This is a genomic window from Microbacterium sp. USHLN186 (assembly GCF_037145155.1).
Taxonomy (GTDB): Bacteria; Actinomycetota; Actinomycetes; order Actinomycetales; family Microbacteriaceae; genus Microbacterium.
Genome location: NZ_JBBCYA010000001.1, coordinates 123,452 through 149,462, shown reverse-complemented (window position 1 = coordinate 149,462; position 26,011 = coordinate 123,452). Strand labels below are relative to the sequence as shown.

The following is a 26,011-nucleotide window of genomic DNA, read 5'->3' as shown; positions in this document are numbered from 1 at the left end:
CATGTCCACGCCTGAAACCACTACCCTTCGACCGGCTCAGGGACTGGGTGATGCAGCCACCCGCACGGCGCACCACCGCCGCTACCTGATGTGCCGCCCCGAGCACTTCACGGTCAACTACTCGATCAACCCGTGGATGGAGCCTGCCAAGCCCACCGACACCGCCAAAGCCGTCGAGCAGTGGCAGAAGCTGCACGATCTGTACCTCGAGCTGGGTCACGAGGTCGAGCTCATCGAGCCGCTCGCCGGTTACCCCGACATGGTCTACACCGCCAACGGCGGATTCGTGATCGACGGACGCGCCTACGTGCCCGAGTTCTACTTCGAGCAGCGCAAGGGCGAGGCGCCCGCGTTCGCCGAGTGGTTCCGCGCCAACGGCTTCGACACCGTGCTGCCGAAGGAGGTCAACGAGGGCGAGGGGGACTTCCTGCTCGTCGGTGACGTGATCCTCGCCGGCACCGGCTTCCGTTCGGCAGGAGACAGCCACCGCGAGGTGGGCGAGGTCTTCGGCCGCGAGGTCGTCACCCTCAACCTCGTCGACCCGCGCTTCTACCACCTCGACACCGCGCTGACCGTGCTCGATCCCGTGCAGGGCGTGCAGAACGGCGGCCCCGAGCGGGCCAACATCGCCTACCTGCCGGGGGCGTTCGACGACGCCAGCCGGGCCATCCTCGAGGAGCGCTTCCCGGGTGCGATCCTCGTCTCGGATGAGGACGGCGCGGTGTTCGGTCTGAACTCCGCCAGCGACGGCTGCAACGTGATCATCTCGCCGCGCGCGACCGGGTTCGAGAAGCAGCTGCGCGAGCGCGGCTACAACCCGATCACCGTCGACCTCTCGGAGCTGCTGCTCGGCGGTGGCGGCATCAAGTGCTGCACCCTCGAGCTGCGCGGCGAGTGATGGCCCCTCAGCAGGCTCAGGGACCCGGTCCGGAGCCGCACGTCGCGGAGAACTACCATCCGCTGCCCGTCGTCATCGCCGAGGGTGAGGGGGTGTGGGTGACGGATGCCGAGGGCAGACGCTACCTCGACCTGCTCGCCGCCTACTCGGCGGTGAACTTCGGCCACCGGCATCCGGCGATCGTCGATGCTCTCACCGCGCAGCTGGGCCGGGTGACACTCACCAGCCGGGCGTTCATGAACGACCAGCTCGAGCCCTTCGCCGCGGCGCTCGCCGCGCTGTGCGGCAAGGACCTGGTCCTGCCGATGAACACCGGCGCGGAGGCCGTGGAGACGGGCATCAAGGTCGCGCGCGCGTGGGGCTACCGGGTCAAGGGCATCGGCGAGGGCCGGGCGCGCATCATCGTCGCGGCCGGAAACTTCCACGGTCGCACGACCACGATCATCAGCTTCAGCGACGATGAGCAGGCGCGCGACGACTTCGGCCCGTACACGCCCGGTTTCGACACGGTGCCGTACGGGGATGCGGACGCCATCGCCGCGGCGATCACCGACGATACGGCGGCGGTGCTGATCGAGCCGATCCAGGGCGAGGGCGGCGTGATCATCCCGCCCGAGGGATACCTGCGCCGCGTGCGCGAGCTCTGCGACGAGAAGAACGTGCTGTTCATCGCCGACGAGATCCAGTCCGGCCTCGGCCGGGTCGGCGAGACCTTCGCGTGCGACCGCGAGGGCGTCGTCCCCGACCTTTACCTGCTCGGCAAGGCGCTCGGCGGTGGCATCCTGCCCGTCTCGGCCGTCGTCGGCGACCGCGACGTGCTGGGCGTCATCCGCCCCGGCGAGCACGGCTCGACCTTCGGCGGCAACCCGCTCGCCGCGGCAGTCGGACGCAAGGTCGTCGAGATGCTCAGCACCGGCGAGTTCCAGGAGCGCGCGCGAGGGCTGGGGGAGCACCTGGCATCCGTGCTCGAGCCGCTGACCGGCCACGGCGTGAGCACGGTGCGCATCGCCGGACTGTGGGCCGGAGTCGACATCGACCCGGCGTACGGCACCGGGCGTGAGATCGCCGAGAGGCTGCGCCAGCGCGGCGTGCTCGTCAAGGACACCCACGGCCAGACGATCCGCATCGCCCCGCCGCTGGTGATCCGTGCGACCGAGCTCGACTGGGCCGTCGAGCAGCTGCGCCTCGTGCTCGAGGCCTGACGCCGATCAGTCCTTCAGGAACGTCCCGGAGTCTCGGGGACGCACATCCGGGTCGTCGAGCCCGGCCAGCTCGTCCTCGGCGATGAGCTCGTCGACGTCGAGCGTCGAGGGGGAGGCGTCGACGTGGCTCTCGGCTGCCAGCGCGCCCGGGGTCGCCCGTGCGGGGTCGGCCGGCGCGACCGGCAGTCCGAACGAGCGCTGCAGGCGCCGCACCCAACGCGGCTGGGCGCCTAAGAGCCCGGTCGCGTCGTGCGCCTCGACCTCGAGACCGTAGTAGTCGCCGATCTTGTCGATGAACTGCGCGCGCTCGGCGCGCGCGTACGCGCGACGCTCGCGGGTGAACGCGACGACCGTCGACCAGCACATCAGCAGCATCACGATGCTGAACGGCAGCGCGATGGTGATCGCGGCCGTCTGCAATGCGGTGAGGCCGCCGGAGAGCAGCAGGGCGATCGCCAGCAGCGCGGTGACCGCCACGAAGAACGTGCGGATCCAGCGCTTGGGCTCGGGGTTGCCGCCCGTGGCGATCATGCCCATGACGAGCGCGCCCGAGTCGGCCGACGTGATGAAGAAGATCGCCAGCAGCAGGATGGCGCCGATGCTCACGACGGCCGAGCCGGGCACATGCTGCAGCATCGCGAACAGCGCGCCCTGCAGGTCGACGCTGCCGTCGGCCGCGGTCAGAGTACCGGGCTCTGCCAGCTCGAGCGCGAGGGCCGATCCGCCGAGCACCGAGAACCAGAGGATGCCGAGCAGGGTCGGCACGAGGATGACGCCGACGACGAACTCGCGGACCGAGCGGCCCTTCGACACGCGCGCGATGAAGATCCCGACGAACGGCGCCCACGAGATCCACCAGCCCCAGTAGAACGACGTCCACGACGCCTGCCACTGCTCGCCGGCCGCGCCCTGGAACGCGCTGACGTTGAACGACAGGCCGACGAAGTTCTGCACGTAGTAGCCGATCGACTGCACGAACTCGCGCAGCAGGAACTCGGTCGGCCCCATCGCGAGGAGGTAGATCACCAGCAGCCCGGCGAGCACGAGGTTGATGTTCGAGAGCCACTTCATGCCCTTGGTCACCCCGGAGAGCACCGAGAGCAGCACGAACACCGAGATGACGAGGATGAGCACCACCTGCGTCGTCTCATCCGGATCGGCGATCCCGGCCGAGTGCAGCCCGGCGCTCATCTGCAGAACCCCCAGACCGAGCGATGTCGCGACACCGAACAGAGTCCCCACCAGCGCGATCACGTCGATAGCGTGCCCCCAGCCGCCCTCCACCTTGCGGCCCAGGAGCGGCTCGAGTGTCCAGCGGATGGACACCGGGCGGCGGCGGCGGTGGATCGCGTAGGCCAACGCCAGGCCGATCACCACGTAGATAGACCAGGCGTGCACGCCCCAGTGCAGATAGGTCTGCCCCAGCGCCGCCTGGGCGAGCTGCTCCGGCGTGCCCGTGACGCCGGGGCGTGGATTCGAGAAGTGCGAGAGCGGTTCGCTGACGCCGTAGAAGACCAGACCGATGCCCATGCCGGCGGCGAACAGCAGCGCGAACCAGCTCATCAGCGAGAACTCCGGCTCTTCATCGTCGCGGCCCAGCTTGATGTCGCCGAAGCGGCTGAAGCCCATGAAGAGGCAGAACGCGACGAAGAAGGCGGCGATCAGCACGTAGTACCAGTTGAACGCGTTGACGATGCTCGTCTGGATGCCATCGAACACCGACTCGGCAACGCCAGGCAGCAGCAGCGCGAACAGTGCGAACAGCACGACGATGGCCGCGGCCGGCCAGAACACCCACCGCAGCACCTGCGGGTCTCGACGATCGCTCATGCGCCCCAGGCTACTCGCGGCGACCTGCTCAGGCGGGGGTGTCATCGGGGTCGAGCGACTTCAGCGCATCGCGTTCGACGGCGGTGTCGGCGGTCAGCTGCTCCTCGGTGTTCTCGTCGCCACCGAGCGGCGCGTCCTCCTCGAGGAGGGGGGCCGCGTCGTCGTCGCCGGTCGCGTCGCCACCGCTCGTGTCGTCGCTCGGGGATGCCGTCGCCGAGGCGAATCCCTGCAGCGGCTCGGGCAGGCGGGGCATGCCGCTGCCGAGCGGGTCGTGACCGGGCACGTGCGGATGCTGGCCGGCGGGCGATCCGTACTTCGGGGTGGGCTGCTGAGCAGCGCCGTCCTGGGAGGTCTGATCCTGGTCGTCCATGCGTTGACGGTAGCGGGCGCGTCGAGCTCAGCCGCACCCCCTTGACACCTCGCGCACGTGAGCGCGGCTGTCAGTCCTCGCGCGGCTCCTTCAGCCGGATCGGGGTGGTGGCCGCCGTGCGGTCGTCGTACGACGCGGGGTCCATCGCCTTGATGACCGACAGCGGGCGCGTCTCGTCGAGGGTGAGCCGGAAGCGCCGGCCTGCATGGCGGTGCAGCCGGCCGGACCACAGCATCCATCCCACCCCGATGCCGAAGGCGACGATCCCGGCGATGCCGCCGACGAGGATCGCCGTGCGGGCCGAGAAGGCGTCGACGATCCAGCCGGCGATGGGCGCCCCGATCGGGGTGGAACCCATGATCACCGCCATGTACAGCGCGAGCACCCGCCCGCGCAGCGCCGCGTCGGTGGTGGTCTGCACGTAGCCGTTCGCGGTCGTGAGCATCGAGACGGTCGAGAACCCGACGAGGATGAGCACCGCGGCGTAGCTCCAGTAGGTGGGCATCACCGAGGAGACCACGGATGCCACCCCGAAACCGCCGGCGGCCATGACCAGCACGCGCACGCGGGCGCGGTCACGCCGCGCGGCGAGCAGCGCTCCGCCGAGCGAGCCGATCGCGAGCACGGAGCTGAGCAGCCCGTACCCGTCCGCGTTGCGGCCGAACTCCAGCGCCATGGTGGAGGCGAAGATGGGGAAGTTCATGCCGAACGCGCCGATGAGGAAGACCATCACGAAGACGACGAGCAGGTCCGGCCGACCCCGCACGTAGCGGAAGCCCTCCCCGAGCCCGCCCGAGCGCTTCCCCGTCACCCTTGGCATGAGCTCGTTCACCCGGATCAGCGACAGCGCGATGATCATGGCGAGGAAGGTGACGGCGTTGGCGACGAACACCCAGCCAGAGCCCAGCAGCACGATGCCGATGCCGCCGATCGCGGGCCCGACGAGGCGCGCCATGTTGAAGGCCGCCGAGTTCAGGGCGACGGCGTTCGAGGTGTCCTCCAGGCTCACCATGTCGGACACGAACGCCTGCCGGGCCGGCGCGTCGAACGCGTTGGCGACACCGAACGCCGCGGCGAACGCGAACATCAGCGGCAGCGTCATCACGCCGCTGAGCAGCAGAGTCGCGACGCCCACGGCCAGGAGCATCAGGGCCGTCTGCGTGCACAGCAGCACCTTGCGACGGTCGAACCGGTCGGCCACCCAGCCGGTCAGGCTCACCAGCACCAGCGGCGGACCGAACTGCAGGGCCATCGTGACGCCCATCGCGGTCGCGTCGTTGTCGGTGAGCTCGGTGAGCACCACCCAGTCCTGCGCGGTGGCCTGCATCCAGCCGCCGATGTTCGAGATGATGCCGCCGAGGAACCAGGTGCGGTAGTTGAAGCTGCGGAACGAGCGGAACATCGCGGGGACCTCGCGCGGTGCGCGACGGCGCGCTCCGACGTCGCGGCGGGGCGAGGATGCGCGGTTCATGCGTCGGCCATCCGTCGCAGCAGGCCGGATGCCGCGTGCAGCACGGCCAGCTCGTCGTCGGCGAAGTCCTGGCGGTCGATCAGGTCGGCGAGCAGGCGGTCGCGCTTGCGGATCGTCTCGATGACGACGCTCTCGCCCTGTGCGGTGAGCTCGACATACACCCGACGGCGGTCGTCGTCATCGGGCACGCGCACGACCAGCCCCAGCTCGGCGAGACCGTTGACGGTCGCGCTCATGGTGGGAGCGGTGACGTGCTCGTGCTCGGCCAGGCCCGAGATCGTGCGTCGCCCGTGCACGCGCAGCGCCCCGAGAGTGGCGAGCTGCGCATCGCTCATCGCGTCCACCGCGCGCGCGGAGCGCAGCCGGCGGGTGAGGCGGAAGAGCGCGTAGCGCAGCTCGGCAGCGGAGTCGGTGAGATCGGCAGTCATTACTTAGATAGTCTAACTAAGTTTCCGCCGGATGGGAGGGCTGATGGCGCTCGCGGTCTCCGTAGACTCGTGCCATGCCCGTCAGAACAGCGGAGTTCGTCGATGCGTACGGCATCGCCATCGTCTACGACATCCATGAGGCCGTCGGCCCTGCACGCGGCGTGGTGCAGCTGCTGCACGGCGTAGGCGAGCACGCGGGGCGCTATGCCCGCACCATCGCGATGCTCACCGACGCGGGCTTCCACGTGTACGCCGACGATCACCGCGGCCACGGGCGCACCGGCATCCGCCAGTACGGCGGCCCGGAGAAGCTCGGCCGGCTCGGTCCGGGCGGTCTGCGGGCGGCCGTGGCGGCATGCGCGCAGCTCACCGCGATCATCCGCGACGAGCATCCCGACCTGCCGCTCGTGCTGCTCGGGCACTCCTGGGGCTCCTTCCTCGCCCAGATGATGCTGAACCGGCATCCGGAGCACTACGACGCGGTCGTGCTCACCGGCTCGGCCCTGCGCACGCCGACCGACCTGAATCCCGCGCCACTGAACGCGCGATGGAAGGGGCCCGAAGCGCACGGTCTCGAGTGGCTCTCGCGCGACGAGGCCGTCTGGGCGGCGTTCCGCGACGATCCGCTGACCATCGAGGTGCCGCTGCTGAAGCTGTTCGGGCCGGTCGAGGCCGCGCGGCTGTACGGCCTGCCCAGGCGCGACCTGGGCCGGGATGTGCCGGTGCTGCTGATGGTCGGTCGCGACGATCCCGTCGGTGGGCCGCGCAGCGTGCACAAGCTGGCCGAGGCGTACCGCCGCCGCTCGGGGCTGACCGACGTCACCACGCTCGTCTACGCCGACGCACGGCACGAGCTGTTCAACGAGCTGCAGCAGGACGAGGTGCGCGCCGACCTTCGCTCGTGGCTCGACGCGCACATCCCGGCGCGCACTTAGGCTGGAGCCGTGCATGGTGAGTACAAGGTTCCCGGTGGAAAGCTCGTCGTCGTCGACCTGGAGGTCGCCGACGGTCTGATCCGCGACTTCCGCCTCGCGGGCGACTTCTTCCTCGAGCCCGACACGGCGCTCGAGGACATCAACGCGGCCGTCGAGGGGCTGCCGGTCGAGGCGGACGTCGCCACGATCGCCGCCGCTGTGCGCGCCGCGCTTCCCCAGGGCGCGCAGCTGCTCGGCTTCTCGCCCGAGGCCGTCGGCACGGTGGTGCGGCGCGCTCTGGTCACCGCCCCCGGCTGGCGCGACTTCGACTGGGAGATCGTGCATGAGAAGGCGGTCTCGCCGCGGATGAACCTCGCCCTCGACGAGGTGCTCACCTCGCGCGTGGGGGAGGGACGACGCCGTCCGACGCTGCGCATCTGGGAGTGGGACGAATCCGCCGTGGTCATCGGCTCGTTCCAGTCGTACCGCAACGAGGTCGACCCCGAGGGCGCGGCGCGCCATGGCTTCGACGTCGTGCGCCGCATCTCCGGCGGCGGCGCGATGATGATGGCCGCCGGCCAGATCATCACCTACTCGCTGTACGTGCCTGCCGCGCTCGTGCAGGGCATGACCTTCGCCGATTCGTACGCCTTCCTCGACGACTGGGTGCTGCAGGCGCTGCGCTCGGTCGGCATCGACGCGACCTATCAGCCCCTGAACGACATCGCCTCGCCGACGGGCAAGATCGGCGGCGCGGCGCAGAAGCGCCTCGCCAACGGCGGAGTGCTGCACCACGCCACCATCTCGTACGACATCGACGGACAGACGATGACCGAGGTGCTGCGGATCGGCCGCGAGAAGCTCAGCGACAAGGGCACCACCTCGGCGGCCAAGCGCGTCGACCCGCTGCGCACGCAGACCGGTATGGAGCGCGCCGAGATCATCGAGCGCTTCAAGAGCACCTTCCGCGCGCTCACCGGCGCGGAGGACGGCGCGATCACCGCTGAGGAGTACGCCGACGCCGAGGCGCTGGTCGAGAGCAAGTTCGCGACCGACGCGTGGCTGCATCGCGTGCCGTGATCGGTTCCGCCCACCCCGGCTCGGTCGAGATCATCGAGGGCGACAACCTCGAGGTCGCCGCGTCGATGGCATCCGCTTCGTTCACCCTCGTCTACCTCGACCCGCCGTTCAACACCGGCCGGATCCGTGAGCGCGAGGTGGTCACCGCGCGGCGCCTGATCACAACTCCGGAGAACTCCGCCGATTCGACGGCGCAGCACGCCGGATCGGCGGTTGCGGGTGCGGATCTCCGGAGTTCTGACCCGCTCGAGGTCGAGAAGGAGATCCGGTTCGGGTTCCACGGTCACTCGTACGAGCGGGTGCGCGGCATGCTGCGCACGTTCGACGACCGGTTCGACGACTACGGCGCGTTCCTCATGCCGCGGCTGGAGGAGGCCTGGCGTCTGCTCGCCGACGACGGCACCCTGTACCTGCACCTGGACTACCGCGAAGCGCACTACGCCAAGGTCATGCTCGATGCCGTGTTCGGGCGCGACTGCTTCCTCAACGAGCTGATCTGGGCGTACGACTACGGGGCGAAGTCGCGTAGCCGGTGGCCGACCAAGCACGACACGATCCTCGTGTACGTCAAGACGCCCGGCCGGCACGTGTTCAACGCCGACGACATCGACCGCGAGCCGTACATGGCGCCGGGCCTGGTCACCGCCGAGAAGGCCGCGCGCGGCAAGCTGCCCACGGATGTGTGGTGGCACACGATCGTGCCGACCACCGGTCGCGAGAAGACGGGATATCCGACGCAGAAGCCCGAGGGGGTGCTGCGGCGCATCGTGCAGGCGTCTTCGCGGCCGGGCGATCGGGTGCTGGACCTGTTCGCCGGTTCCGGAACGACCGGCGCCGTGGCATCCGCTCTCGGTCGCGACGCGGTACTCGTCGACGACAATCCCGAGGCGATCCGGGTGATGCGCGAGCGCATGCCGCACGCCGCTGTCCGCCCCACCCCCGCGTGAGCCCTCGCCCCGCCACGGGTCATGCCCGCCTGCACGGGCCAAACCAACGGGGGGTCAGAAAATGCCGCATGCGAGGGGTGTGATGCGGCATTTTTTGACCCCTCGTAAGGGGGGGTCAGGGGGCGACGCGGCGATGCGCGGCGAAGGCGTCGCGGAGCGCGGTGCGAACGACGTCCACGGCCTCATCCGCCCGCGACGAGGACCGGACCGCCAGAAACACCTCCCGCACCGGCGAACCCGGCAGGTCGGCCACGGTGAGCGGGCTGGGCTCGTCACCCCAGATGAGATCGGGCAGCATGCCGACGGCGTGACCGGATGCCACCAGGCGCACGTGCGCGGTGAGGTCGGCCGCCTCGAAGCGCACATCCGGATCGAACCCGGCGGCGCGGCACTGCTGCACCGCCCACTGCCGGGCAGCGGTTCCCTCCGGCTCCATCACCCAGGCGCGGTCACGCAGTTCGGTCAGCGGCAGCGGATGCTCCGCCGGCGGCAGCACGATGCGGATCGGATCCTCTCCCAGCAGGTCGTGCTCGACGCCGTCGCGGCGCTCCCGGGTGTGGCCCGGGTACTGCTCGGCGATCACGAGGTCGAACCGTCGCGCCCACAGCTCGAACAGGCTCTCCTCGGGAGGAAGCTCGGCCAGCTCGACACGCAGTTGCGGGGCCCGTTCGGCGATGAGGGTGAGTGCGGCCGGCACGATCGTCTCGGCGGCGGTGGGCATGGCCGACATCCGCACCGGCTCCCATCCGGCGTGCGCGGTCAGCGCCGCGCGGGCCGCCTCATCCAGTTCCAACGCGCGAGCCGCGTGCGCGGCGAGCATGCGCCCCTGCGGCGTCAACCGCACCCGACGGCCGTCGGGTTCGAGCAGAGCCACCCCGGCCTCTTTCTCCAGCAGCGAGAGCTGCTGAGAGACCGTCGAGGGGGAGTAGGAGAGGGATGCGGCGACACCGGCGATCGTGCCGCGCAACGACAGCTCGTGCAGCAGCCGCAGACGTCTCAGCTCGAACATCGCGCGCTCCTTCAATAGATCGGCTCTCTCGAAGGATACCCTTCGCAAATGATCGCTTTTCCCGGAAGGTGCGTGGGGTCATCATGAGATCATGACCACGCCTGCGCCCTCCGCTGAAGCATCCATCGCCGAGATCGCCGCGCTCGGCGACGACGCCGTCGCCCTCGTGAAGAAGTGGCTCGCCGAGAGCCGCGACGTGCCCGTCGACGCGGCCGGGCAGCGGCTGGCCGGCGTGCTGCGTGACCCGCACGGACTCGACTTCACCGTCGGCTTCGTCGACGGCGTGGTACGCCCGGAGGACCTCAAGGTCGCCGCCGGCAAGCTCAAGGAGCTCGTGCCGCTGACCCCCGGCTTCCTGCCCGCGCCGATGCGCGCCGCGATCGGGCTCGGCGGCGTCACGGCCGGCGTCCTGCCGGGAGTCGTCGTCCCCTCCGCCCGTGCCGTGCTGCGTCAGATGGTGCGTCACCTCATCGTCGATGCTCGCGACGAGAAGCTGGGCGCCGCGATCAAGCACATCCGCGAGACGCAGGACGTCAAGCTCAACATCAACCTGCTGGGCGAGGCGATCCTCGGCCGTGAGGAGGCGAAGCGCCGCCTCGAGGGCACGCGTCGCCTGCTCGAACGCGACGACGTGGACTACGTCTCGATCAAGGTCTCGTCGACGGTCGCCCCGCACAGCCCGTGGGCGTTCGACACCGCGGTGGCGGATGCCGCCGAGGCGCTGCTGCCGCTGTACCGGATCGCCGAACGCGGCCGGAAGTTCATCAACCTCGACATGGAGGAGTACAAGGACCTCGATCTCACCATCGCGGTGTTCACCAGCATCCTGGACCGTCCGGAGTTCAAGAACCTCGAGGCCGGCATCGTGCTGCAGGCGTACCTGCCCGATGCGCTCGCCGCGATGATGCGCCTGCAGGAGTGGGCCGCCGCGCGCGTCGCCGACGGCGGTGCGGCCATCAAGGTGCGCGTGGTGAAGGGCGCCAACCTGCCGATGGAGACGGTGGATGCCGAGACGCACGGCTGGCCGCTGGCGACCTGGGCGACCAAGCAGCAGTCCGACTCCTCGTACAAGGCCGTGCTCGACTACGCGATGCACCCCGAGCGCATCGCGAACGTGCGCATCGGCGTCGCCGGGCACAACCTCTTCGACATCGCACTCGCCTGGCTGCTCGCCGAGCGGCGCGGGGTCACCGACGGCGTCGAGTTCGAGATGCTGCTGGGCATGGCCTCCGCGCAGGCGCAGGTCGTCAAGCGCACCGTCGGCTCGCTGCTGCTGTACACCCCGGTCGTGCACCCGGACGAGTTCGACGTCGCGATCGCGTACCTCATCCGGCGGCTGGAGGAGGGGGCGAGCCACGAGAACTTCATGTCGGCGGTGTTCGACCTCGACAGCGATTCCGCCCTGTTCGAGCGTGAGAAGCAGCGCTTCCTGGCATCCATCGGCACCATCCCGGCCGAGGTGCCAGGGCCGAACCGCACCCAGAACCGCCAGCTGCCCTGCCCTTCGACAGGCTCAGGGGCCCAGGAGGGGTACGTCTTCGTGAACACCCCCGACACCGACCCGTCACTCGCGGCGAACCGCGAGTGGGCGGACGGCATCCGCGCGCGCATGGCCGCGTCCACCCTCGGCGACGACACGGTCGCCGCCAACACCCTGACCGAGATGGCGCAGGTGGAGGAGCGGATCGCCACGGCGGTGGCATCCGGCGCCGCCTGGCGTGCGCTGGGCGCCGACGGGCGGGCGGAGATCCTGCACCGCGCGGGCGACATCCTCGAGGCGCGCCGCGCCGACCTGCTCGAGGTGATGGGCTCGGAGGCCGGCAAGGTCATCGAGCAGGGTGACCCCGAGGTCTCCGAGGCGATCGACTTCGCGCACTACTACGCCGAGAGCGCGCGCAAGCTCGCCGACGTCGACGGTGCGCAGATGCGGCCGGTGGGCCTGACCGTCGTCACCCCACCGTGGAACTTCCCCGTCGCCATCCCGGCCGGCTCCACCCTCTCCGCCCTCGCCACCGGTTCGCCGGTGATCATCAAGCCGGCCAGGCAGGCGCGGCGCTCCGGCGCGGTCATGGTCGAGGCGCTGTGGGAGGCGGGCGTGCCGCGTGACGTGCTGCAGTACGTGCAGCTCGACGGCCGCGAGCTCGGCACCCGGCTGGTCAGCGACCCGGCCGTCGGCCGGGTGATCCTCACCGGCGGGTTCGAGACGGCCGAGCTGTTCCGCGGCTTCCGCGCCGATCTGCCGCTGCTCGCAGAGACGAGCGGCAAGAACGCGATCATCGTCACCCCCTCCGCCGACCTCGACCTCGCGGCGAAGGACGTCGCGTACTCGGCGTTCGGTCACGCCGGTCAGAAGTGCTCGGCCGCTTCGCTGGTGGTGCTGGTGGGGTCGGTGGCGAAGTCTGAGCGCTTCCGCCGTCAGCTCATCGACGCGGTCCGGGCCTACGAGGTGGGCTCGCCGGAGGAGGGCGTGAACCGCATCGGGCCGCTGATCGGCCCCGCCGAGGGCAAGCTGCTCTCTGCGCTCACCGAGCTGCACCCCGGACAGTCGTGGCTGCTCGCGCCCGAGAAGCTCGACGAGGCCGGGCAGCTGTGGCGCCCGGGTATCCGCGACGGCGTGCAGCGCGGCAGCGAGTTCCACCGCGTCGAGTACTTCGGACCCGTGCTCGGCGTGATGACGGCCGATTCGCTGACCGAGGCGATCGACATCGTGAACGACATCGACTACGGCCTGACCAGCGGCATCCACTCGCTCGACGTCGACGAGGTGCAGCAGTGGCTGGCGAACATCGAGGCCGGCAACGTGTACGTCAACCGCGGCACGACCGGTGCCATCGTGCAGCGTCAGCCGTTCGGTGGATGGAAGAAGGCCGCCGTCGGCGCCGGCTCGAAGGCGGGCGGTCCGAACTACCTGGTCGGACTGTCGGGGTGGACGGATGCCGCAGTGCGCTCGACCACCGCGCTCGATGAGCTCGCCGCGTCGGCGGTCGCGCTGGTCGACGACGCGGATGCCGAGTGGCTGCGCGGCGCGCTGGCGACCGACATCGATGCGCACCGCGCCGAGTTCGGCGTGGTCCGGGATGCCACCGGGCTCGTCACCGAGCAGAACGCGCTGCGCTACCAGGCCGTGCCCGTGACCGTCCGCTACGAGGGGTCGCGCGTGGCAGAGGTGCTGCGCGTCGCCGCCGCTGGGCGCCGTGCGGGCGCGCGGGTGACCGTCAGCACCGCCGCACCCCTTCCCGCCCCGGTTCTCACCTGGCTGGGCTCGCACGATGTCGTCGTGGTGACCGAGGACACCGAGGCGTGGGCCGCCCACGCGCGTCGTCTGGCGCGCGCCGGTGGCCGGGTGCGCCTGATCGGGGCGGATGCCGCGGCCACGGCATCCGCTGTCGAGGGCTCGCCGAGCCTGGCGATCTACGCGAACCCGGTGGTCGCGGCCGGCCGCGTGGAGATGCTGACGTTCCTGCGCGAGCAGGCCGTCTCGATCACCGCGCACCGCTTCGGCACCCCGCACCGGTACGAGATCCCGCTGCTCGAGCCCGTGCGCTGAGCCGCCTCGTCGGCAGTCCGCTGGTCTGAGCGCGCGAACGGCGCTCAGACCAGCGGCAGGGCGTCGTCGTAGGCCGAGCGCGACAGGGCGGGCTGGGCGCCGAACACCCGGGTCATCCCTGGCTCGATGCGCCACGCGGGCCATCCGGGGTCGCCGTCGCGGATGAAGGCGACCGCGGCGGCGTGCATCTCGTCGGCGAGGTGCGGGGGCGCCTGCCGTCCGGCGATGCGCGCCACGTGCGGGTCGTCGAGGCAGTCGAACCAGAACGGCACGTCGAGGCAGTGATACGACCAGCCGTTGGTCGGGGACGCCCACGCGAAGCGGTAGACCCAGGTGACGGAGTCCCGTCGCGTCTCCGCGATGCGCACGACGAGCGAGCGGAACACGCGGTCGGTGACGAAGCGCCCCAGCGCGGCACCCGCACCGCGTCGTGCCCGGTTGACCCGCCGCCAGCCGCGCCGCAGGGCGCGAGTCTTCTCGACGATCAGCAGCGCGAGCGGCACGGGCACCCACCGCAGGATGCGCGGGGCGCGGTCGAACACCATAGTGAACTCGTCGTCGGTCGCACCGAGCAGTAGCGGCTTGTCTGCCCCGACGCCGGCGGCGTACGAGTCGACGGTCGGGCGGGTGATCAGCTCGCCGTCGATCACCGGGCCCCACGGGAGGCCGTCGACGAGGGTCGCCGTCGTCGCGGCGAGTCCCTTCTTGCCCAGCAGCGAGGCTTCGTACTGGTGCCGCGTGAGCGTGCGCTCCTTCACCGCGCGGAATCCCTCGAGGGTCGGCTCGCAGCCCACCATCGCGGCGAGGCGCTCGCTGCGCTTGCGGACGCGATCGCGCGGCAGATCACCGAGCGCACCGCTGAGCGAGATGCCGGCGCGGAACAGGTGCTGCGCCTGCGGCATCCCGAGCAGCGTGAGCACCGCGCCGCCGCCGGCCGACTGCCCGGAGATCGTCACGCGCGCCGGGTCGCCCCCGAAGCCGGCGATGTTGCGCTGCACCCACTCCAGCGCCGCGATCCAGTCGCGCACCCCACGGTTGTCGGGTGCGCCGTCGATGACACCGAAGCCGTCGAAACCCAGGCGATAGGAGATGGCGACGACGACGATTCCGTCGCGCACGAAGGCCCGCCCGTCGTACCAGGGGCTCGCCGATGAACCGGAGGAGTACCCGCCGCCGTGGATCCACACCAGCACAGGGAGACCTTCATAGCTGGGTCCCTGAGCCTGTCTCGTGGGTCCCTGAGCCTGTCGCGTGGGTCCCTGAGCCTGTCGAAGGGCAGGTGTGAACACGTTGAGGTTCAGTGTCGCCGTACCGGGGATGCTCGGTTCGGGGATGATGGCGTTCGGCTCCTCGCGCCGCTGCGGTGTGGGGCCGTACTGGGTCGCGTCGAGGGGCTCGGACCATGGCGTGACCGGCTGCGGCGGCTGGAAGCGCCGTCGCCAGGTGGGCGGCGCCGCGTACGGGATGCCGAGGAACGCGAGCGATCCGTCCGGTCGCCGGATGCCGCGCACCGGGCCCTCTGCCGTCTGCGCGATCGGTGCCAGCGCGATGTCCTCCACGCCTCCAGGGTATCCACCGCCGCCGAGGCGTCAGGCCGTGTGGCCGTCGGCCACCGTGAGGGCCTCGTCGATCGCTGACAGGCCGCGCACGAGCTCGTCCTCGGTGATCACCAGCGGCGGGGCGATGTGCGTGCGGTTGAAGTGCACGAACGGCCACACGCCCGCCTTCTTCGCCGCCGTGGCGAACGCGCCCATGGGTGCGGCATCCGCTCCCGACGCGTTGAACGGCACGAGCGGCTCGCGGGTCTCACGGTCGCGCACGAGCTCCACGGCCCAGAACAGACCACGCCCGCGCACCTCGCCGACACTCGGGTGCTTCGACGCCCACGAGCGCAGTGTCGGCTCGACGATGCGCTCGCCGAGGTCGCGGACGCACTCGAGGATGCCGTCGCGCGCGAACACCTCGAAGGTCGCCACGCCGGCGGCACACGCCAGCGGGTGGCCCGAATAGGTCAGCCCGCCGGCGAACGGGGTGGTATCGAAGTGCGCGGCGATCCGGTCGGAGATGATGACTCCGCCCAGCGGCACATACCCCGAGTTCACGCCCTTGGCGAAGGTGATGAGGTCGGGCTGCCCGCCGTACGCCTGAAACGCGAACCACTCGCCCATGCGGCCGAAGCCGACCATGACCTCGTCAGCGATGTACACGATGCCGTGCCGGTCGCACAGCTCGCGCACGCCCTGCAGATACCCCTGGGGTGGGATGAGCACACCGTTGGTGCCGACCACGGATTCGATGATGATGGCGGCGATGGTCGACGGGCCCTCGAGCAGGATGGTCTGCTCGAGGTGCTCGAGAGCGCGCTGCGACTCCTCCTGCGGGGTCTCGGAGTGGAACGGCGAGCGGTACAGGTACGGCCCGAAGAATCGCACGGCTCCGGTGTCGCTGACGTCGTTCGCCCAGCGCCGCGGGTCGCCGGTGAGCGAGATCGCCGTCGACGTCGAGCCGTGATAGCTGCGGTACATCGAGAGCACCTTCCGGCGCCCCGTCGATTGACGCGCGAGGCGCACCGCGTACTCGTTCGCCTCGGCTCCGCCGTTGGTGAAGAACACCTTCTCGAGGCCCTCGGGCGCGACGCCGGCGATCAGCCGGGCGAGCTCGCCACGCACGTCGTTCGCAACGGACGGCTGGATGGTAGCGAGGCGTCCCGCCTGCTGCTGCACGGCGGCGACGAGATCCGGATGCTGGTGACCGAGGTTCAGGTTCACCAGCTGACTGGCGAAGTCGAGGTAGGCGTTGCCGGCGTAGTCCCAGAAGGTCGATCCCGCCCCGGCGGCGACGGGCACCGGGTCGATGAGCGCCTGTGCGCTCCAGGAGTGGAAGACGTGCGCGCGGTCGTCTGCGCGCACCTGCGCCTCGGCCTCGGCATCCGGCAGCGCGTGCGTCGCACCGCACCGGTCGGTGTACTGGCTCATGATCCTGACACCTTCCGCTCAGTGGTTGCTCGGGAAGCCGAGGTCGACCTGCGCGGGCGTGTGGTCGGGCCAGCGCGTGGTGACGACCTTCGAGCGCGTATAGAAGTTGATCGACTCGGGACCGTAGATGTGCGAGTCGCCGAACAGCGAGTCCTTCCAGCCGCCGAACGAGAACGCGCCGACCGGCACGGGAATCGGCACGTTGACGCCGACCATGCCGACCTCGATGTCGAACTCGAACTGGCGCGCGGTTCCGCCGTCGCGGGTGAAGATCGCCGTGCCGTTGCCGAACGCGTTGGCGTTGATCAGCTCCACCGCTTCGGCGTAGCTGTCGACGCGCACGACCGAGAGCACCGGACCGAAGATCTCGTCGTCGTACACCTTCATGCCGGGGCGCACGTTGTCGAGCAGGGTCACTCCGGTGAAGAACCCGTCGCCCTCGAACTGCTTCTGAGTGCCGTCGACGACGACGGTGGCACCCTCGGCAGCGGCACCCTCGACGTACGAGACGACCCTGTCGCGGTGCTCGCGGGTGATCAGCGGCCCCATCTCGGAGGTGGAGTCGGTGCCGTCGCCGATGTGCAGGTCGTCGATGCGGACGCGGATGCCGTCGATCAGGTCGTCGGCGATGTCGCCGACGGCGACCAGCACCGACACAGCCATGCAGCGTTCGCCGGCGGAGCCGTAGGCGGCCGAGATGGCCGCCGCTGCCGCACCGTCGAGGTCGGCATCCGGCATGACGACCATGTGGTTCTTGGCCCCGCCCAGGGCCTGCACGCGCTTGCCGTTGGCGGAGGCACGCTGGTAGATCGACTTCGCGATCGGCGTGGAGCCGACGAAGCTGATGGCGCCGACGTCCTTGGAGTCCAGCAGGGCGTCGACAGCGACCTTGTCGCCGTTGACGACGTTCAGCACGCCGTCGGGCAGACCCGCCTCCTGAAACGCCTTGGCCAGCCAGATCGCCGCCGACGGGTCCTTCTCGCTGGGCTTGAGCACGACGGTGTTGCCGCACGCGATCGCCGAGGCGACCATCCACAGCGGCACCATCACCGGGAAGTTGAACGGCGTGATGCAGGCCACCACGCCGATCGGCTGCTTGACGGAGTGCACGTCGACGCCGCGCGAGACCTGCTCGGCGCGCTCGCCCTTCAGGTGGTGCAGCAGGCCGGCGGCGAACTCGACGTTCTCGATGCCGCGCGACACCTCGCCGGCGGCATCCGAGAGCACCTTGCCGTGCTCGCTGGTCACGATCGCGGCGAGCTCGTCGGTGCGCTCGGCGAGGATCTGACGCAGCCGGAAGAACACATCCGCACGCTTGATGAGGCTGGATGCGCGCCACGCCGGCTGGGCGGCCTTGGCCGATGCGATCGCCTGCTCGACATCCTCGGCACTGGCGGCCGCGACCTGGCGGTGCGCTTCGCCGGTGGCGGGGTTGTAGACCGAGAGGGTGCGGTCGACGGCGCCGGTCTCGGCGCCGTCGATGAAATGACGGATCGTGGTCATGGAGGGTCTCCTCGTCGAGGTTCTCGGGTTGACTCGCACAGAATGACCGAGATGGTCGTCCGGCTCGATTCCCATGCTCGCAGCGGGCAGGATGAACGCATGGCCTCAGATCGTCCGGAAGACGACTCGGTTCGGACAGACCGTCCGGACGACTTCGCCCTGCCGCGCGTGCGCGACGTGCTCGAGGCGGGAGTGCTGCTGCGCGGCGACCCCCAGGTGCTCGTCGGCGGCCGCGCGCTCGAGGCTCGGGTTCGCTGGGTGCACGTCTCGGACAGCGATGACGTCGCCGGTCTGCTCGACGGCGGCGAGCTGCTGCTGACGACGGCCGCCGGGTGGCGCGGGACGGATGCCGCCCTGCGGGCGATCGCCGAGAGTCTCGCCGCGGCCGGGGTGGCGGGCATCGTGCTCGAGTTGGGCGCCCGTTTCCCCGTCGCACCGCCGGCCCTGGTGGCCGCCTGCCGTACCCGCGGCCTCGCGCTGATCGCACTGGAGCGGGTGATCAAGTTCGTCGCGGTCACCGAGGCGGTGCACCGGCGCATAATCTCAGCTCAGCTGGAGGCGCTGCAGGAACGGCAGCGGCTGCACGAGCTGTTCACCGGGTTGACGCTGCGCGGAGCGCCGGCCGACACCGTGGTGCACGCCGCCGCTCACGCGCTGCGCGCACCGGTCGTTCTCGAGACCCTCGGGCGCGAGGTGGTCGCCGCCGAGCTGTGGGGCGAGGCGGCGGGTGAGGTGCTCGGCGACTGGGCGGCGCGCTCCCGCGCCGGCAACGGGCTCGTCGCGGTGCCGGTGGAGGCGCGCGGTGTGCGCTGGGGCGCCCTCGTCGCGCTGGCGGGGCCTGAGCATCCCGCGGGCCGGACGACCGTGCTCGAGCTCGCGGCGACCACCCTGGCGCTCGCGCGGCTGGCGGACGGCCCCGACGAGTGGGCCGCGCTGCCCGCGCAGAAGCTCATCGAGGCTGTGCTCAGCGGCGGTCACACCGGCGAGGACGACGTCGCCGCCCGTCTGCAGGCGGCGGGACTGCCGGTGCAGGGGCGAGTGCTCTGCGTGCTGCTTGCGAAGGGGGCGGATGCCGCGGCGCTGGAGGCGCTGATCGCCGCACTTTCGGCGGAGGACGCGAGCGGACCCCGCGCCGTCCGGGCGCTGGGCACGCTGCATGACGGCGCGGGCGTGGTGCTCGTGTCTGCGCGAGCCGGCGTGGATTCGGGCGTGCTGCGACGGGCCGCGCGGAAGGCCTCGGTGGCGCTCGCCGTGGGACCGGAGGTGACGACGGTGGCTCAGCTGCTGGCATCCCTCCGCCCCACTCGCCTGCTCGCTGCTCGCCTGCGCGCGGGCGAGGTGCGCCGCGTCGACGACCGGCCGCTGACTCGTCTGGTCAGCGAACTCGGCGACGATCACCGGCTGCAGGAGCACAGCGAGCGGCTGCTCGCGCCGCTCATCCGCTACGACGAGCAGCACCAGGGTGACCTGATCCGCGTGCTCGCCGCCGTCGTGGCGCATCCCGGCAGCCGCACGGCGGCGGCATCGGCATCCCATCTGTCGCGGTCGGTGTTCTACCAGCGCCTCGCGGTGATCTCCGACCTGCTTGGCGCCGACCTCGACGACGGCGAGACGCTGTCCGCGCTGCACCTCGCTCTGCTGGCCCGCGGGTGACCCACCGCGGTCAGGCCACGTACACCTTGCGGAGGGTCTCGTGCACGCTCCAGAGGGTCTGCATGCCGGCGGCCAGGCGCACCACCGAGCCCGCGCGCACCTCGATCGTCGGCAGGGGCGGCTCGACGAAGTCGATGCGCGCACGTCCTGCGAGCACGATGAACACCTCGTCGGTCTCGGTGTCGACCGCGGCGCCCTCGGTCATCTCCCAGATGCCCAGCTCGACGCCGGCGAACGCGCCGAGCTCGCGGATGCCGGTGCGCGGCGCCCCAGCGCGGACCACTTCTGCGGGCAGCGGGTCGGGGAAGAGCCGCTCGTGCAGGGCATCCGTCACGACCCCGGCGGCATCCAGCGGCGAAATCACGAGTCGAACCCCATTCCGACGGCGTCCAGCGCCTTCAGCAGCAGGTTGCGTCTGCCCTCGTTGTGGTCGGCGTGGTTCATCGACTTGCGCACGAGGTTCACGCCGATGGACGCGGCGGGCTCGGGCGGGAACGGGATCGGCTTGGTGCGCACCATCTCGAGGCGCGTGCGCTCGGTGTCGAGTCCGGCCAGCTCGTCGAGCATGACGTCGGCGGCGAACCTGCTCGCGCCGACGCCGAGACCCGTGAAGCCGGTCGCATACGCGACGCGACCGCCGCGGGCCGTGCCGAAGAACGCGCAGAACCGGCTGCACGAGTCGATGGCGCCGGCCCAGCGGTGCGTGAAGCGCAGCCCCTCGAGCTGGGGGAAGGTCGTGAAGAAGTGCGACGCGAGCCTGCGGAAGCTCTCAGGGCGCTCCTCGTACTCGGCGCGCACCTTGCCGCCGAAGTGGTAGATCGCGTCGTAGCCGCCGAACAGGATGCGGTTGTCGGCGCTGAGCCGGTAGTAGTGGAACTGGTTGGCGCTGTCGGCCAGGCCCTGCCGGTTCTGCCAGCCGATCTCGTCGTACTGCTCTGCGGTCAGCGGCTCGGTCATCAGCACGTAGTCGTACACCGGCACGGTCATCAGACGGTTGCGCTTGAGCAGTGACGGGAACACGTTGGTGGCCAGCGCGACGTGGTCGGCGCTGACGCTCGCGCCGCCCGCGACGGTGACGGTCTGGCGACCCGAGCCGCTGATGCCGGTGACACGGCTGCGCTCATGGATCACCACGCCGAGCTCGGTGGCGACCCGGGCCAGCTCGACGGCGAGCTTGGCGGGGTGGACCATCGCGCAGCCGTCCCGATCCCAGTTCCCGGCGAGATACGTGGGCGAGTGCACCTCGGCCCGCACGGCATCCTGATCCAGGAACCCGTCGCCCTGCATCCACTCGACTTGGTGCGGCTCGATCGCGACGGCGAGCTGGCCGGTGCGCTCCCAGTCCACGTCCATGCCGTACCGCTCGACCGACTCCTGGATGCCGTCGAGGTTCTCGAGCCCGAGTCGCTCGAGCTGCTCCATCTCATCCGGCCAGCGGTTCATGCCGTTCTCGTAGCCGTGGGTCAGGCTGGCCTCGCAGAAGCCGCCGTTGCGGCCGGAGGCCGCCCAGCCGATGCGAGCGGCCTCGAGCAGGATGACCGAGCGCTGCGGGTCGCGCTCCTTCGCACGCACGGCCGTCCACAGCCCCGCGTATCCGCCGCCGACGATGACGAGGTCGGCGCGGGTGCTCGCCGTGAGCGTCGGATAGTGGGGGCGTTCGACGTCGTCGAGCCAGAAGGTGGCGTGGGTGCTGTGCTGCAGCGCGTGGTCGATGACGGCGTCGGCCGGCCGCGACCGCTCGAAGACCGTGGTGCCCATCAGCGGGTGCCCCAGTTGTAGAAGTCCTTGTGCAGCCCGGCGTAGATGAGGCTCTCGGTGTGCTCGACGCCGGGGATGGCCCGCACACGCATCGAGACGAGTTCGAGCAGGTCCTCGTCGGTCTCGCAGATCGCCTCGGCGAGCACGTCGAAGGTGCCGAGGGTGACGACGACGTACGCGATCTCGTCGAAGGCCTTGACCGCCTCGGCGACCTCGCGCGGATCACCGGAGGTGCGGATGCCGATCATCGCCATCCGCGAGAAGCCGAGCTGTCGCGGATCGGTCACCGCGACGATCTGCATCACGCCGGACTCGGTGAGCCGCTGCACACGCTGACGGACCGCGGCTTCACTGAGCCCCACCGCGCGTCCGATCTCGGCATACGGTCGACGGCCGTCCTGCTGCAGCAGCTCGATGATCCGCTTCGAGACGTCGTCCAGCGCGGCGTTCCTCGCCTTCTCGTTCATATGGCGATCCTGACACGAGAACCGTGCATTGACAACCGTTTTCGTTGACAGATGGCTTGTTTTCTACCGAATCCGCAGAAGCCTGGCTATGGTGAGGCCATGTCAGTGACGACTCTGCAGAACCACATCGCCGGCTCCTATTGTGACGCGCACGGGGCGCAGCGGCTCGATCTGGTCGATCCCGCCACCGAGCAGGTGTACGCACGCATCCCGCTCTCCGATGCCACCGATCTCGATGCGGCGTACGCGGCAGCCGCGCGGGCGTTCCCGATCTGGCGCGAGGCCACTCCCGCGGAACGCCAGCTGGCGCTGTTCCGCATCGCGGACGCCATGGAATCGCGCGCGGACGAGTTCGCCGACCTGGAGTCGCAGGACACCGGCAAGCCGCGCGCCACGCTCGTGGCCGACGAGATCGCGCAGTCGGTCGACCAGCTGCGCTTCTTCGCCGGCGCCGCGCGGAACCTCGAGGGGCGCGCGGCGGGGGAGTACCTGGCGGGGCACACCTCCTACGTGCGCCGAGAGCCGATCGGCGTGATCGGACAGGTGACGCCCTGGAACTACCCGCTGAACATGGCGGTGTGGAAGATCGCGCCCGCCCTCGCGGCGGGCAACACGGTCGTGCTCAAGCCCGCGGAGTCGACGCCGCAGTCCACGCTGCTGCTCGCCGAGATCGTCGCCGCGCACACTCCGGCCGGCGTGCTGAACGTCGTGCTCGGCGCTCGCGAGACCGGTGCGGCCCTCGTGGGGCATCCGGCCGCGCAGATGGTCGCGATCACCGGATCGGTTCGCGCGGGGATGGCGGTGGCCGCGTCTGCGGCATCCGATCTCAAGCGCGTGCATCTCGAGCTCGGCGGGAAGGCACCCGCGATCGTCTTCGACGACGCGGCCCTGCCCGCGGCGGCCGAGGCGATCGTGGCGGCGGCGTTCTTCAACGCCGGGCAGGACTGCACGGCGGCCACGCGCGTGCTCGTGCACGAGTCGGTGCACGACGAGTTCGTGCGGATGCTGGTGGCGCGGACTGCGTCGCACGCGCGCACCGGCGGTCCGCACGAGGAGGGCGTGTTCTTCGGACCGCTCTCCAGCGCCGCGCAGCTCGCGCAGGTGCAGGGCTTCGTCGAGCGGCTTCCCGGGCATGCGCGGATCGAGACCGGCGGGCGGCGTCACGGCGCGAGCGGCTACTTCTTCGAGCCCACGATCGTGTCGGGCATGCGGCAGGATGACGAGGCCGTGCAGGACGAGATCTTCGGTCCGGTGCTGACCGTGCAGGCGTTCTCGGGCGACGATGAGGCACTCGCCCTGGCGAACGGGGTGCGATACGCGCTGGCGGCATCCGTCTTCACCCGCGATCACAGCCGGGCGATGCGCTTCACGCGCGATCTCGACTTCGGCTGCGTGTGGGTGAACACGCACATCCCGTTCGTGTCGGACATGCCGCACGGCGGTTTCAAGCACTCCGGCTACGGCAAGGACCTCTCGCAGTACGGGTTCGAGGACTACACGCGCCTCAAGCACGTCATGTCCGCCTGGTGACCCCCGCCCCCCGCCCCCGCCCCCCGGGGACCCCCGGGGAGACCGCTTCTTGCTCCGGTATGAGTTCGTGCCGCCTGCGCGCGGCGCGAGCGGCACGAACTCATACCGGAAGGAGGGGCGGTCTTTCGGGGGCGGCTCTGGGGGGGTGGGTCAGCCGGCGTTGCGGCGGGCCTCCCAGCCGGTGCGAACCATCTCGTCGACCGTGTGGCGCATCGTCCACTCCAGGTCCCGGGCGGCGAGATCGCCCGCGGCGACGATGCGGTCCGGGTCGCCGGGACGGCGCGGTCCGATCACCGGCTCGAAGTCGATCCCCGTGACGCGCACGATCGCATCCATGATCTCCCTGACGCTCAGGCCGTCACCGGAGCCGAGGTTGTACGCCGCCTCGATGGGCGCGCCGGACGCGAGGCGCTGCGCCGCGACGACGTGCGCGGCGGCGATGTCGCCGACGTGCACGTAGTCGCGCACGTTCGTGCCGTCGGGGGTGTCGTAGTCGTCGCCGTTGATCTGCGGCGTGCGCCCTTCGAGAAGCGCCTCGAACACGATCGGGAAGAGGTTGTGCGGGCTCACGTCGTACACCGTCGGGTCGGACGATCCGACGACGTTGAAGTAGCGCAGCGACGTGTGCCGCAGCGGGGTCGCGGATGCCGCCGTCGCGACGCCCTGATCGCGCAGCAGCCATTCGCCGATGAGCTTCGATTCGCCGTACGGGCTGGCCGGGCGCTTCGCGGTGTCCTCCGTGACGAGCGCGACGTCCGGCGTGCCGTACACCGCAGCGCTGGAGGAGAAGACGATGTTGGCCACGCCCGCCGCCTGCATCGCCTCGAGGATCACGCGGGTGCCCTCGACGTTCTGCGCGTACGTGTGCAGCGGCCGCTCGACCGAGACCCCGGCGTACTTGAAGCCCGCGACGTGGATGACGCCCTCGACCTCGTGCTCGCGCAGGGTGCGCTCGACCAGCTCCCGATCGAGGATGCTGCCCTCGACCAGAGCCACGCCCGGCGAGACGAACGAGGGGCGGCCGCTGGAGAGGTCGTCGAGGACGACCGGGGTGAGGCCGGCGGATGCCAGGGCGCGCACGACGTGCGCTCCGATGTAGCCGGCACCGCCGGTGACAAGCCAGGACATGGGGCTCCTTCCCTTGCGCGCACGCGCGGTGTTGCGCGCACGCGCGGTGTTCATTCTGTCAGGCGTCGCGGCGCGGACCGTCCGATGGGCGCACGGTGAAGATGTGCGGCTCGCCGTAGCCGGCATCCGCGAAGGCGCGCGTCACGGCATACGCGATCGGCGTCACCGCGTCGTGCGCGACGAGCGCGATCGCCGCGCCTCCGAACCCTCCGCCGGTCATCCGCGCGCCGACCGCCCCGTTCGCCAGCGCCGTCTCGACCGCGAGGTCGAGCTCGTCGACGGAGATCTCGAAGTCGTCGCGCATGGACGCGTGCGAGGCGACCAGCAGGTCCCCGATCGCGCGCGGCCCCTGCTCGGCGAGCGTATGGACCGTGTCGAGCACGCGCTGATTCTCGGTGACGACGTGGCGCACCCGGCGGAAGGTGACGTCGTCCATCAGCTCCGCGGCGCGCGGCAGGTCGTCGACGCTCGCATCGCGCAGCGACGGGATGCCGAGCAGGGCGGCGCCCCGCTCGCAGGCGTCGCGGCGCTCACGGTATCCGCCGGTGGAGTGCGAGTGCTTCACCTGGGTGTCGATGACCAGCACCTCGAGCCCTGCCGGGGTGAACCCGGTGGGCACGGACTGCGCCTCGAGCGAGCGGCAGTCGATGAAGGTCGCGGCATCCGCTCGGCCGAGCATCGACGCCATCTGGTCCATGATCCCGGTCGGCGCGCCGACGGCCTCGTTCTCGGCGCGGCGACCGGCCTGCGCGAGGGTGACCGGGTCGAGGTCGAGGGTCCACAGCTCGTTCAGGGCGGATGCCACCGCCCCCTCGATCGCCGCAGACGAGGACAGCCCGGCGCCGACCGGCACGTCGGAGGCGATCGCGATGTCGAGGCCCCGCGTCGTGGCATCCGGTCGCAGCGCGCGCAGCGCCCACGCCACCCCGAGCGCGTACGCCGACCACTCCGGCACGGCCGGAGCCGCGGAAAGGGTGGGGAAGATCTCGTCGAGCTCGGCCAGCGCCACCTCGACCGGCTCGTCGGCGAAGGTCGAGGTGACGCGGATGCGAGCGTCTTCGCGCAGCGCCGCCGCGGCATACGTGCGATGCGGGATCGCGAAGGGCAGCACGTACCCCTCGTTGTAATCGGTGTGCTCGCCGATGAGGTTGACGCGTCCCGGTGCCGACCACACGCCGGCCGGCTCGCGTCCGGTGACCTCGGTGAGCAGCGTGCGGGCGGCGGCGATCGCGGGGGAGGGGGTGGTCATCGCGGAGTCCGTTCCGTTTCGTCGCCCCTCGCTGGCTCGGAGCCACGAGGGG

General features: G+C 70.6%; 21 protein-coding genes. 8 read left to right on the top strand and 13 right to left on the bottom strand.

Annotated elements, in window-relative coordinates:
• Position 1 precedes the first annotated feature (1 nt).
• Together ddaH and rocD are read left to right on the top strand one after the other, a co-directional pair.
• Positions 2 to 898 (top strand): dimethylargininase, encoded by an 897-nt coding sequence (gene ddaH, locus WFG93_RS00700; RefSeq protein ID WP_336644392.1) that lies wholly within the window; start codon positions 2 to 4, stop codon positions 896 to 898.
• Positions 898 to 2,100, top strand: coding sequence for an ornithine--oxo-acid transaminase (gene rocD, locus WFG93_RS00695; protein ID WP_336644391.1), 1,203 nt, complete (start codon positions 898 to 900; stop codon positions 2,098 to 2,100). Before ddaH ends, rocD begins: the two co-directional genes overlap by 1 nt.
• A gap of 6 nt (positions 2,101 to 2,106) precedes the next feature.
• Here rocD and WFG93_RS00690 read toward each other — a convergent pair whose 3' ends face one another.
• The 4 genes from WFG93_RS00690 to WFG93_RS00675 form a co-directional block, all read right to left on the bottom strand.
• Positions 2,107 to 3,930 carry a BCCT family transporter gene (locus tag WFG93_RS00690; RefSeq protein ID WP_336644390.1) on the bottom strand — a complete coding sequence of 608 codons (1,824 nt, stop codon included), beginning with the start codon at positions 3,928 to 3,930 and terminating at the stop codon, positions 2,107 to 2,109.
• A 28-nt stretch (positions 3,931 to 3,958) separates the two neighbouring features.
• A complete protein-coding gene (locus WFG93_RS00685) occupies positions 3,959 to 4,300 on the bottom strand; it encodes a hypothetical protein (protein WP_336644389.1) in 342 nt (113 codons plus the stop codon).
• Between the two features lie 70 nt (positions 4,301 to 4,370).
• Positions 4,371 to 5,702 (bottom strand): MFS transporter, encoded by a 1,332-nt coding sequence (locus WFG93_RS00680; protein ID WP_336645039.1) that lies wholly within the window; start codon positions 5,700 to 5,702, stop codon positions 4,371 to 4,373.
• Positions 5,703 to 5,767: 65 nt separating this feature from the next.
• Positions 5,768 to 6,199 carry a MarR family winged helix-turn-helix transcriptional regulator gene (locus WFG93_RS00675; RefSeq protein ID WP_336644388.1) on the bottom strand — a complete coding sequence of 144 codons (432 nt, stop codon included), beginning with the start codon at positions 6,197 to 6,199 and terminating at the stop codon, positions 5,768 to 5,770.
• A 74-nt stretch (positions 6,200 to 6,273) separates the two neighbouring features.
• On the opposite strand from WFG93_RS00675, the gene WFG93_RS00670 reads away from it, so the two are divergent.
• From WFG93_RS00670 to WFG93_RS00660, 3 genes are all read left to right on the top strand, one after another.
• The gene (locus tag WFG93_RS00670) at positions 6,274 to 7,134 is read left to right on the top strand and encodes an alpha/beta hydrolase (protein ID WP_336644387.1); all 861 of its coding nucleotides are present in this window, start codon (positions 6,274 to 6,276) and stop codon (positions 7,132 to 7,134) included.
• A gap of 9 nt (positions 7,135 to 7,143) precedes the next feature.
• A complete protein-coding gene (locus tag WFG93_RS00665) occupies positions 7,144 to 8,193 on the top strand; it encodes a lipoyl protein ligase domain-containing protein (RefSeq protein WP_336644386.1) in 1,050 nt (349 codons plus the stop codon).
• Between the two features lie 65 nt (positions 8,194 to 8,258).
• A complete protein-coding gene (locus WFG93_RS00660; RefSeq protein ID WP_336645038.1) occupies positions 8,259 to 9,140 on the top strand; it encodes a DNA-methyltransferase in 882 nt (293 codons plus the stop codon).
• A gap of 115 nt (positions 9,141 to 9,255) precedes the next feature.
• On the opposite strand, the gene WFG93_RS00655 is transcribed toward WFG93_RS00660, so the two are convergent.
• A complete protein-coding gene (locus WFG93_RS00655) occupies positions 9,256 to 10,149 on the bottom strand; it encodes a LysR family transcriptional regulator (protein ID WP_336644385.1) in 894 nt (297 codons plus the stop codon).
• A gap of 91 nt (positions 10,150 to 10,240) precedes the next feature.
• On the opposite strand from WFG93_RS00655, the gene WFG93_RS00650 reads away from it, so the two are divergent.
• Complete coding sequence (locus WFG93_RS00650; RefSeq protein WP_336644384.1) at positions 10,241 to 13,696, top strand: bifunctional proline dehydrogenase/L-glutamate gamma-semialdehyde dehydrogenase; 3,456 nt, start codon at positions 10,241 to 10,243, stop codon at positions 13,694 to 13,696.
• Positions 13,697 to 13,740: 44 nt separating this feature from the next.
• On the opposite strand, the gene WFG93_RS00645 is transcribed toward WFG93_RS00650, so the two are convergent.
• From WFG93_RS00645 to WFG93_RS00635, 3 genes are read right to left on the bottom strand one after another with little or no spacing between them, the layout of a single operon-like run.
• A complete protein-coding gene (locus WFG93_RS00645) occupies positions 13,741 to 15,255 on the bottom strand; it encodes a carboxylesterase/lipase family protein (RefSeq protein WP_336644383.1) in 1,515 nt (504 codons plus the stop codon).
• Positions 15,256 to 15,285: 30 nt separating this feature from the next.
• Complete coding sequence (locus WFG93_RS00640) at positions 15,286 to 16,671, bottom strand: aspartate aminotransferase family protein (protein WP_336644382.1); 1,386 nt, start codon at positions 16,669 to 16,671, stop codon at positions 15,286 to 15,288.
• Positions 16,672 to 16,689: 18 nt separating this feature from the next.
• Positions 16,690 to 18,174, bottom strand: coding sequence for a CoA-acylating methylmalonate-semialdehyde dehydrogenase (locus tag WFG93_RS00635; RefSeq protein WP_336644381.1), 1,485 nt, complete (start codon positions 18,172 to 18,174; stop codon positions 16,690 to 16,692).
• Positions 18,175 to 18,273: 99 nt separating this feature from the next.
• Here WFG93_RS00635 and WFG93_RS00630 point away from each other — a divergent pair, with 99 nt between their 5' ends.
• Positions 18,274 to 19,827, top strand: a complete 1,554-nt coding sequence (locus WFG93_RS00630; RefSeq protein ID WP_336644380.1) for a PucR family transcriptional regulator — start codon at positions 18,274 to 18,276, stop codon at positions 19,825 to 19,827.
• 10 nt (positions 19,828 to 19,837) lie between these two features.
• Here the strand turns inward: WFG93_RS00630 and WFG93_RS00625 are convergent, their stop codons facing one another.
• From WFG93_RS00625 to WFG93_RS00615, 3 genes are read right to left on the bottom strand one after another with little or no spacing between them, the layout of a single operon-like run.
• On the bottom strand, positions 19,838 to 20,191 hold the full coding sequence (locus tag WFG93_RS00625; RefSeq protein WP_336644379.1) for a cupin domain-containing protein: 354 nt from the start codon (positions 20,189 to 20,191) through the stop codon (positions 19,838 to 19,840).
• Complete coding sequence (locus WFG93_RS00620) at positions 20,188 to 21,585, bottom strand: NAD(P)/FAD-dependent oxidoreductase (RefSeq protein ID WP_336644378.1); 1,398 nt, start codon at positions 21,583 to 21,585, stop codon at positions 20,188 to 20,190. The genes WFG93_RS00625 and WFG93_RS00620 overlap by 4 nt, the downstream gene beginning before the upstream one ends.
• Positions 21,585 to 22,052 carry an Lrp/AsnC family transcriptional regulator gene (locus WFG93_RS00615; RefSeq protein ID WP_336644377.1) on the bottom strand — a complete coding sequence of 156 codons (468 nt, stop codon included), beginning with the start codon at positions 22,050 to 22,052 and terminating at the stop codon, positions 21,585 to 21,587. The genes WFG93_RS00620 and WFG93_RS00615 overlap by 1 nt, the downstream gene beginning before the upstream one ends.
• Positions 22,053 to 22,151: 99 nt before the next feature.
• Between WFG93_RS00615 and WFG93_RS00610 the strand changes: the two genes are divergently transcribed.
• Entirely contained in the window at positions 22,152 to 23,582 is a 1,431-nt protein-coding gene (locus tag WFG93_RS00610; protein WP_336644376.1) for an aminobutyraldehyde dehydrogenase, read from the top strand.
• Positions 23,583 to 23,732: 150 nt separating this feature from the next.
• Here WFG93_RS00610 and galE read toward each other — a convergent pair whose 3' ends face one another.
• Together galE and galK are read right to left on the bottom strand one after the other, a co-directional pair.
• Positions 23,733 to 24,710 (bottom strand): UDP-glucose 4-epimerase GalE, encoded by a 978-nt coding sequence (gene galE / locus WFG93_RS00605; protein ID WP_336644375.1) that lies wholly within the window; start codon positions 24,708 to 24,710, stop codon positions 23,733 to 23,735.
• Positions 24,711 to 24,768: 58 nt separating this feature from the next.
• Positions 24,769 to 25,959: a galactokinase gene (gene galK, locus WFG93_RS00600; RefSeq protein ID WP_336644374.1), complete on the bottom strand. Its 1,191-nt coding sequence runs from the start codon at positions 25,957 to 25,959 to the stop codon at positions 24,769 to 24,771.
• Positions 25,960 to 26,011 lie beyond the last annotated feature (52 nt).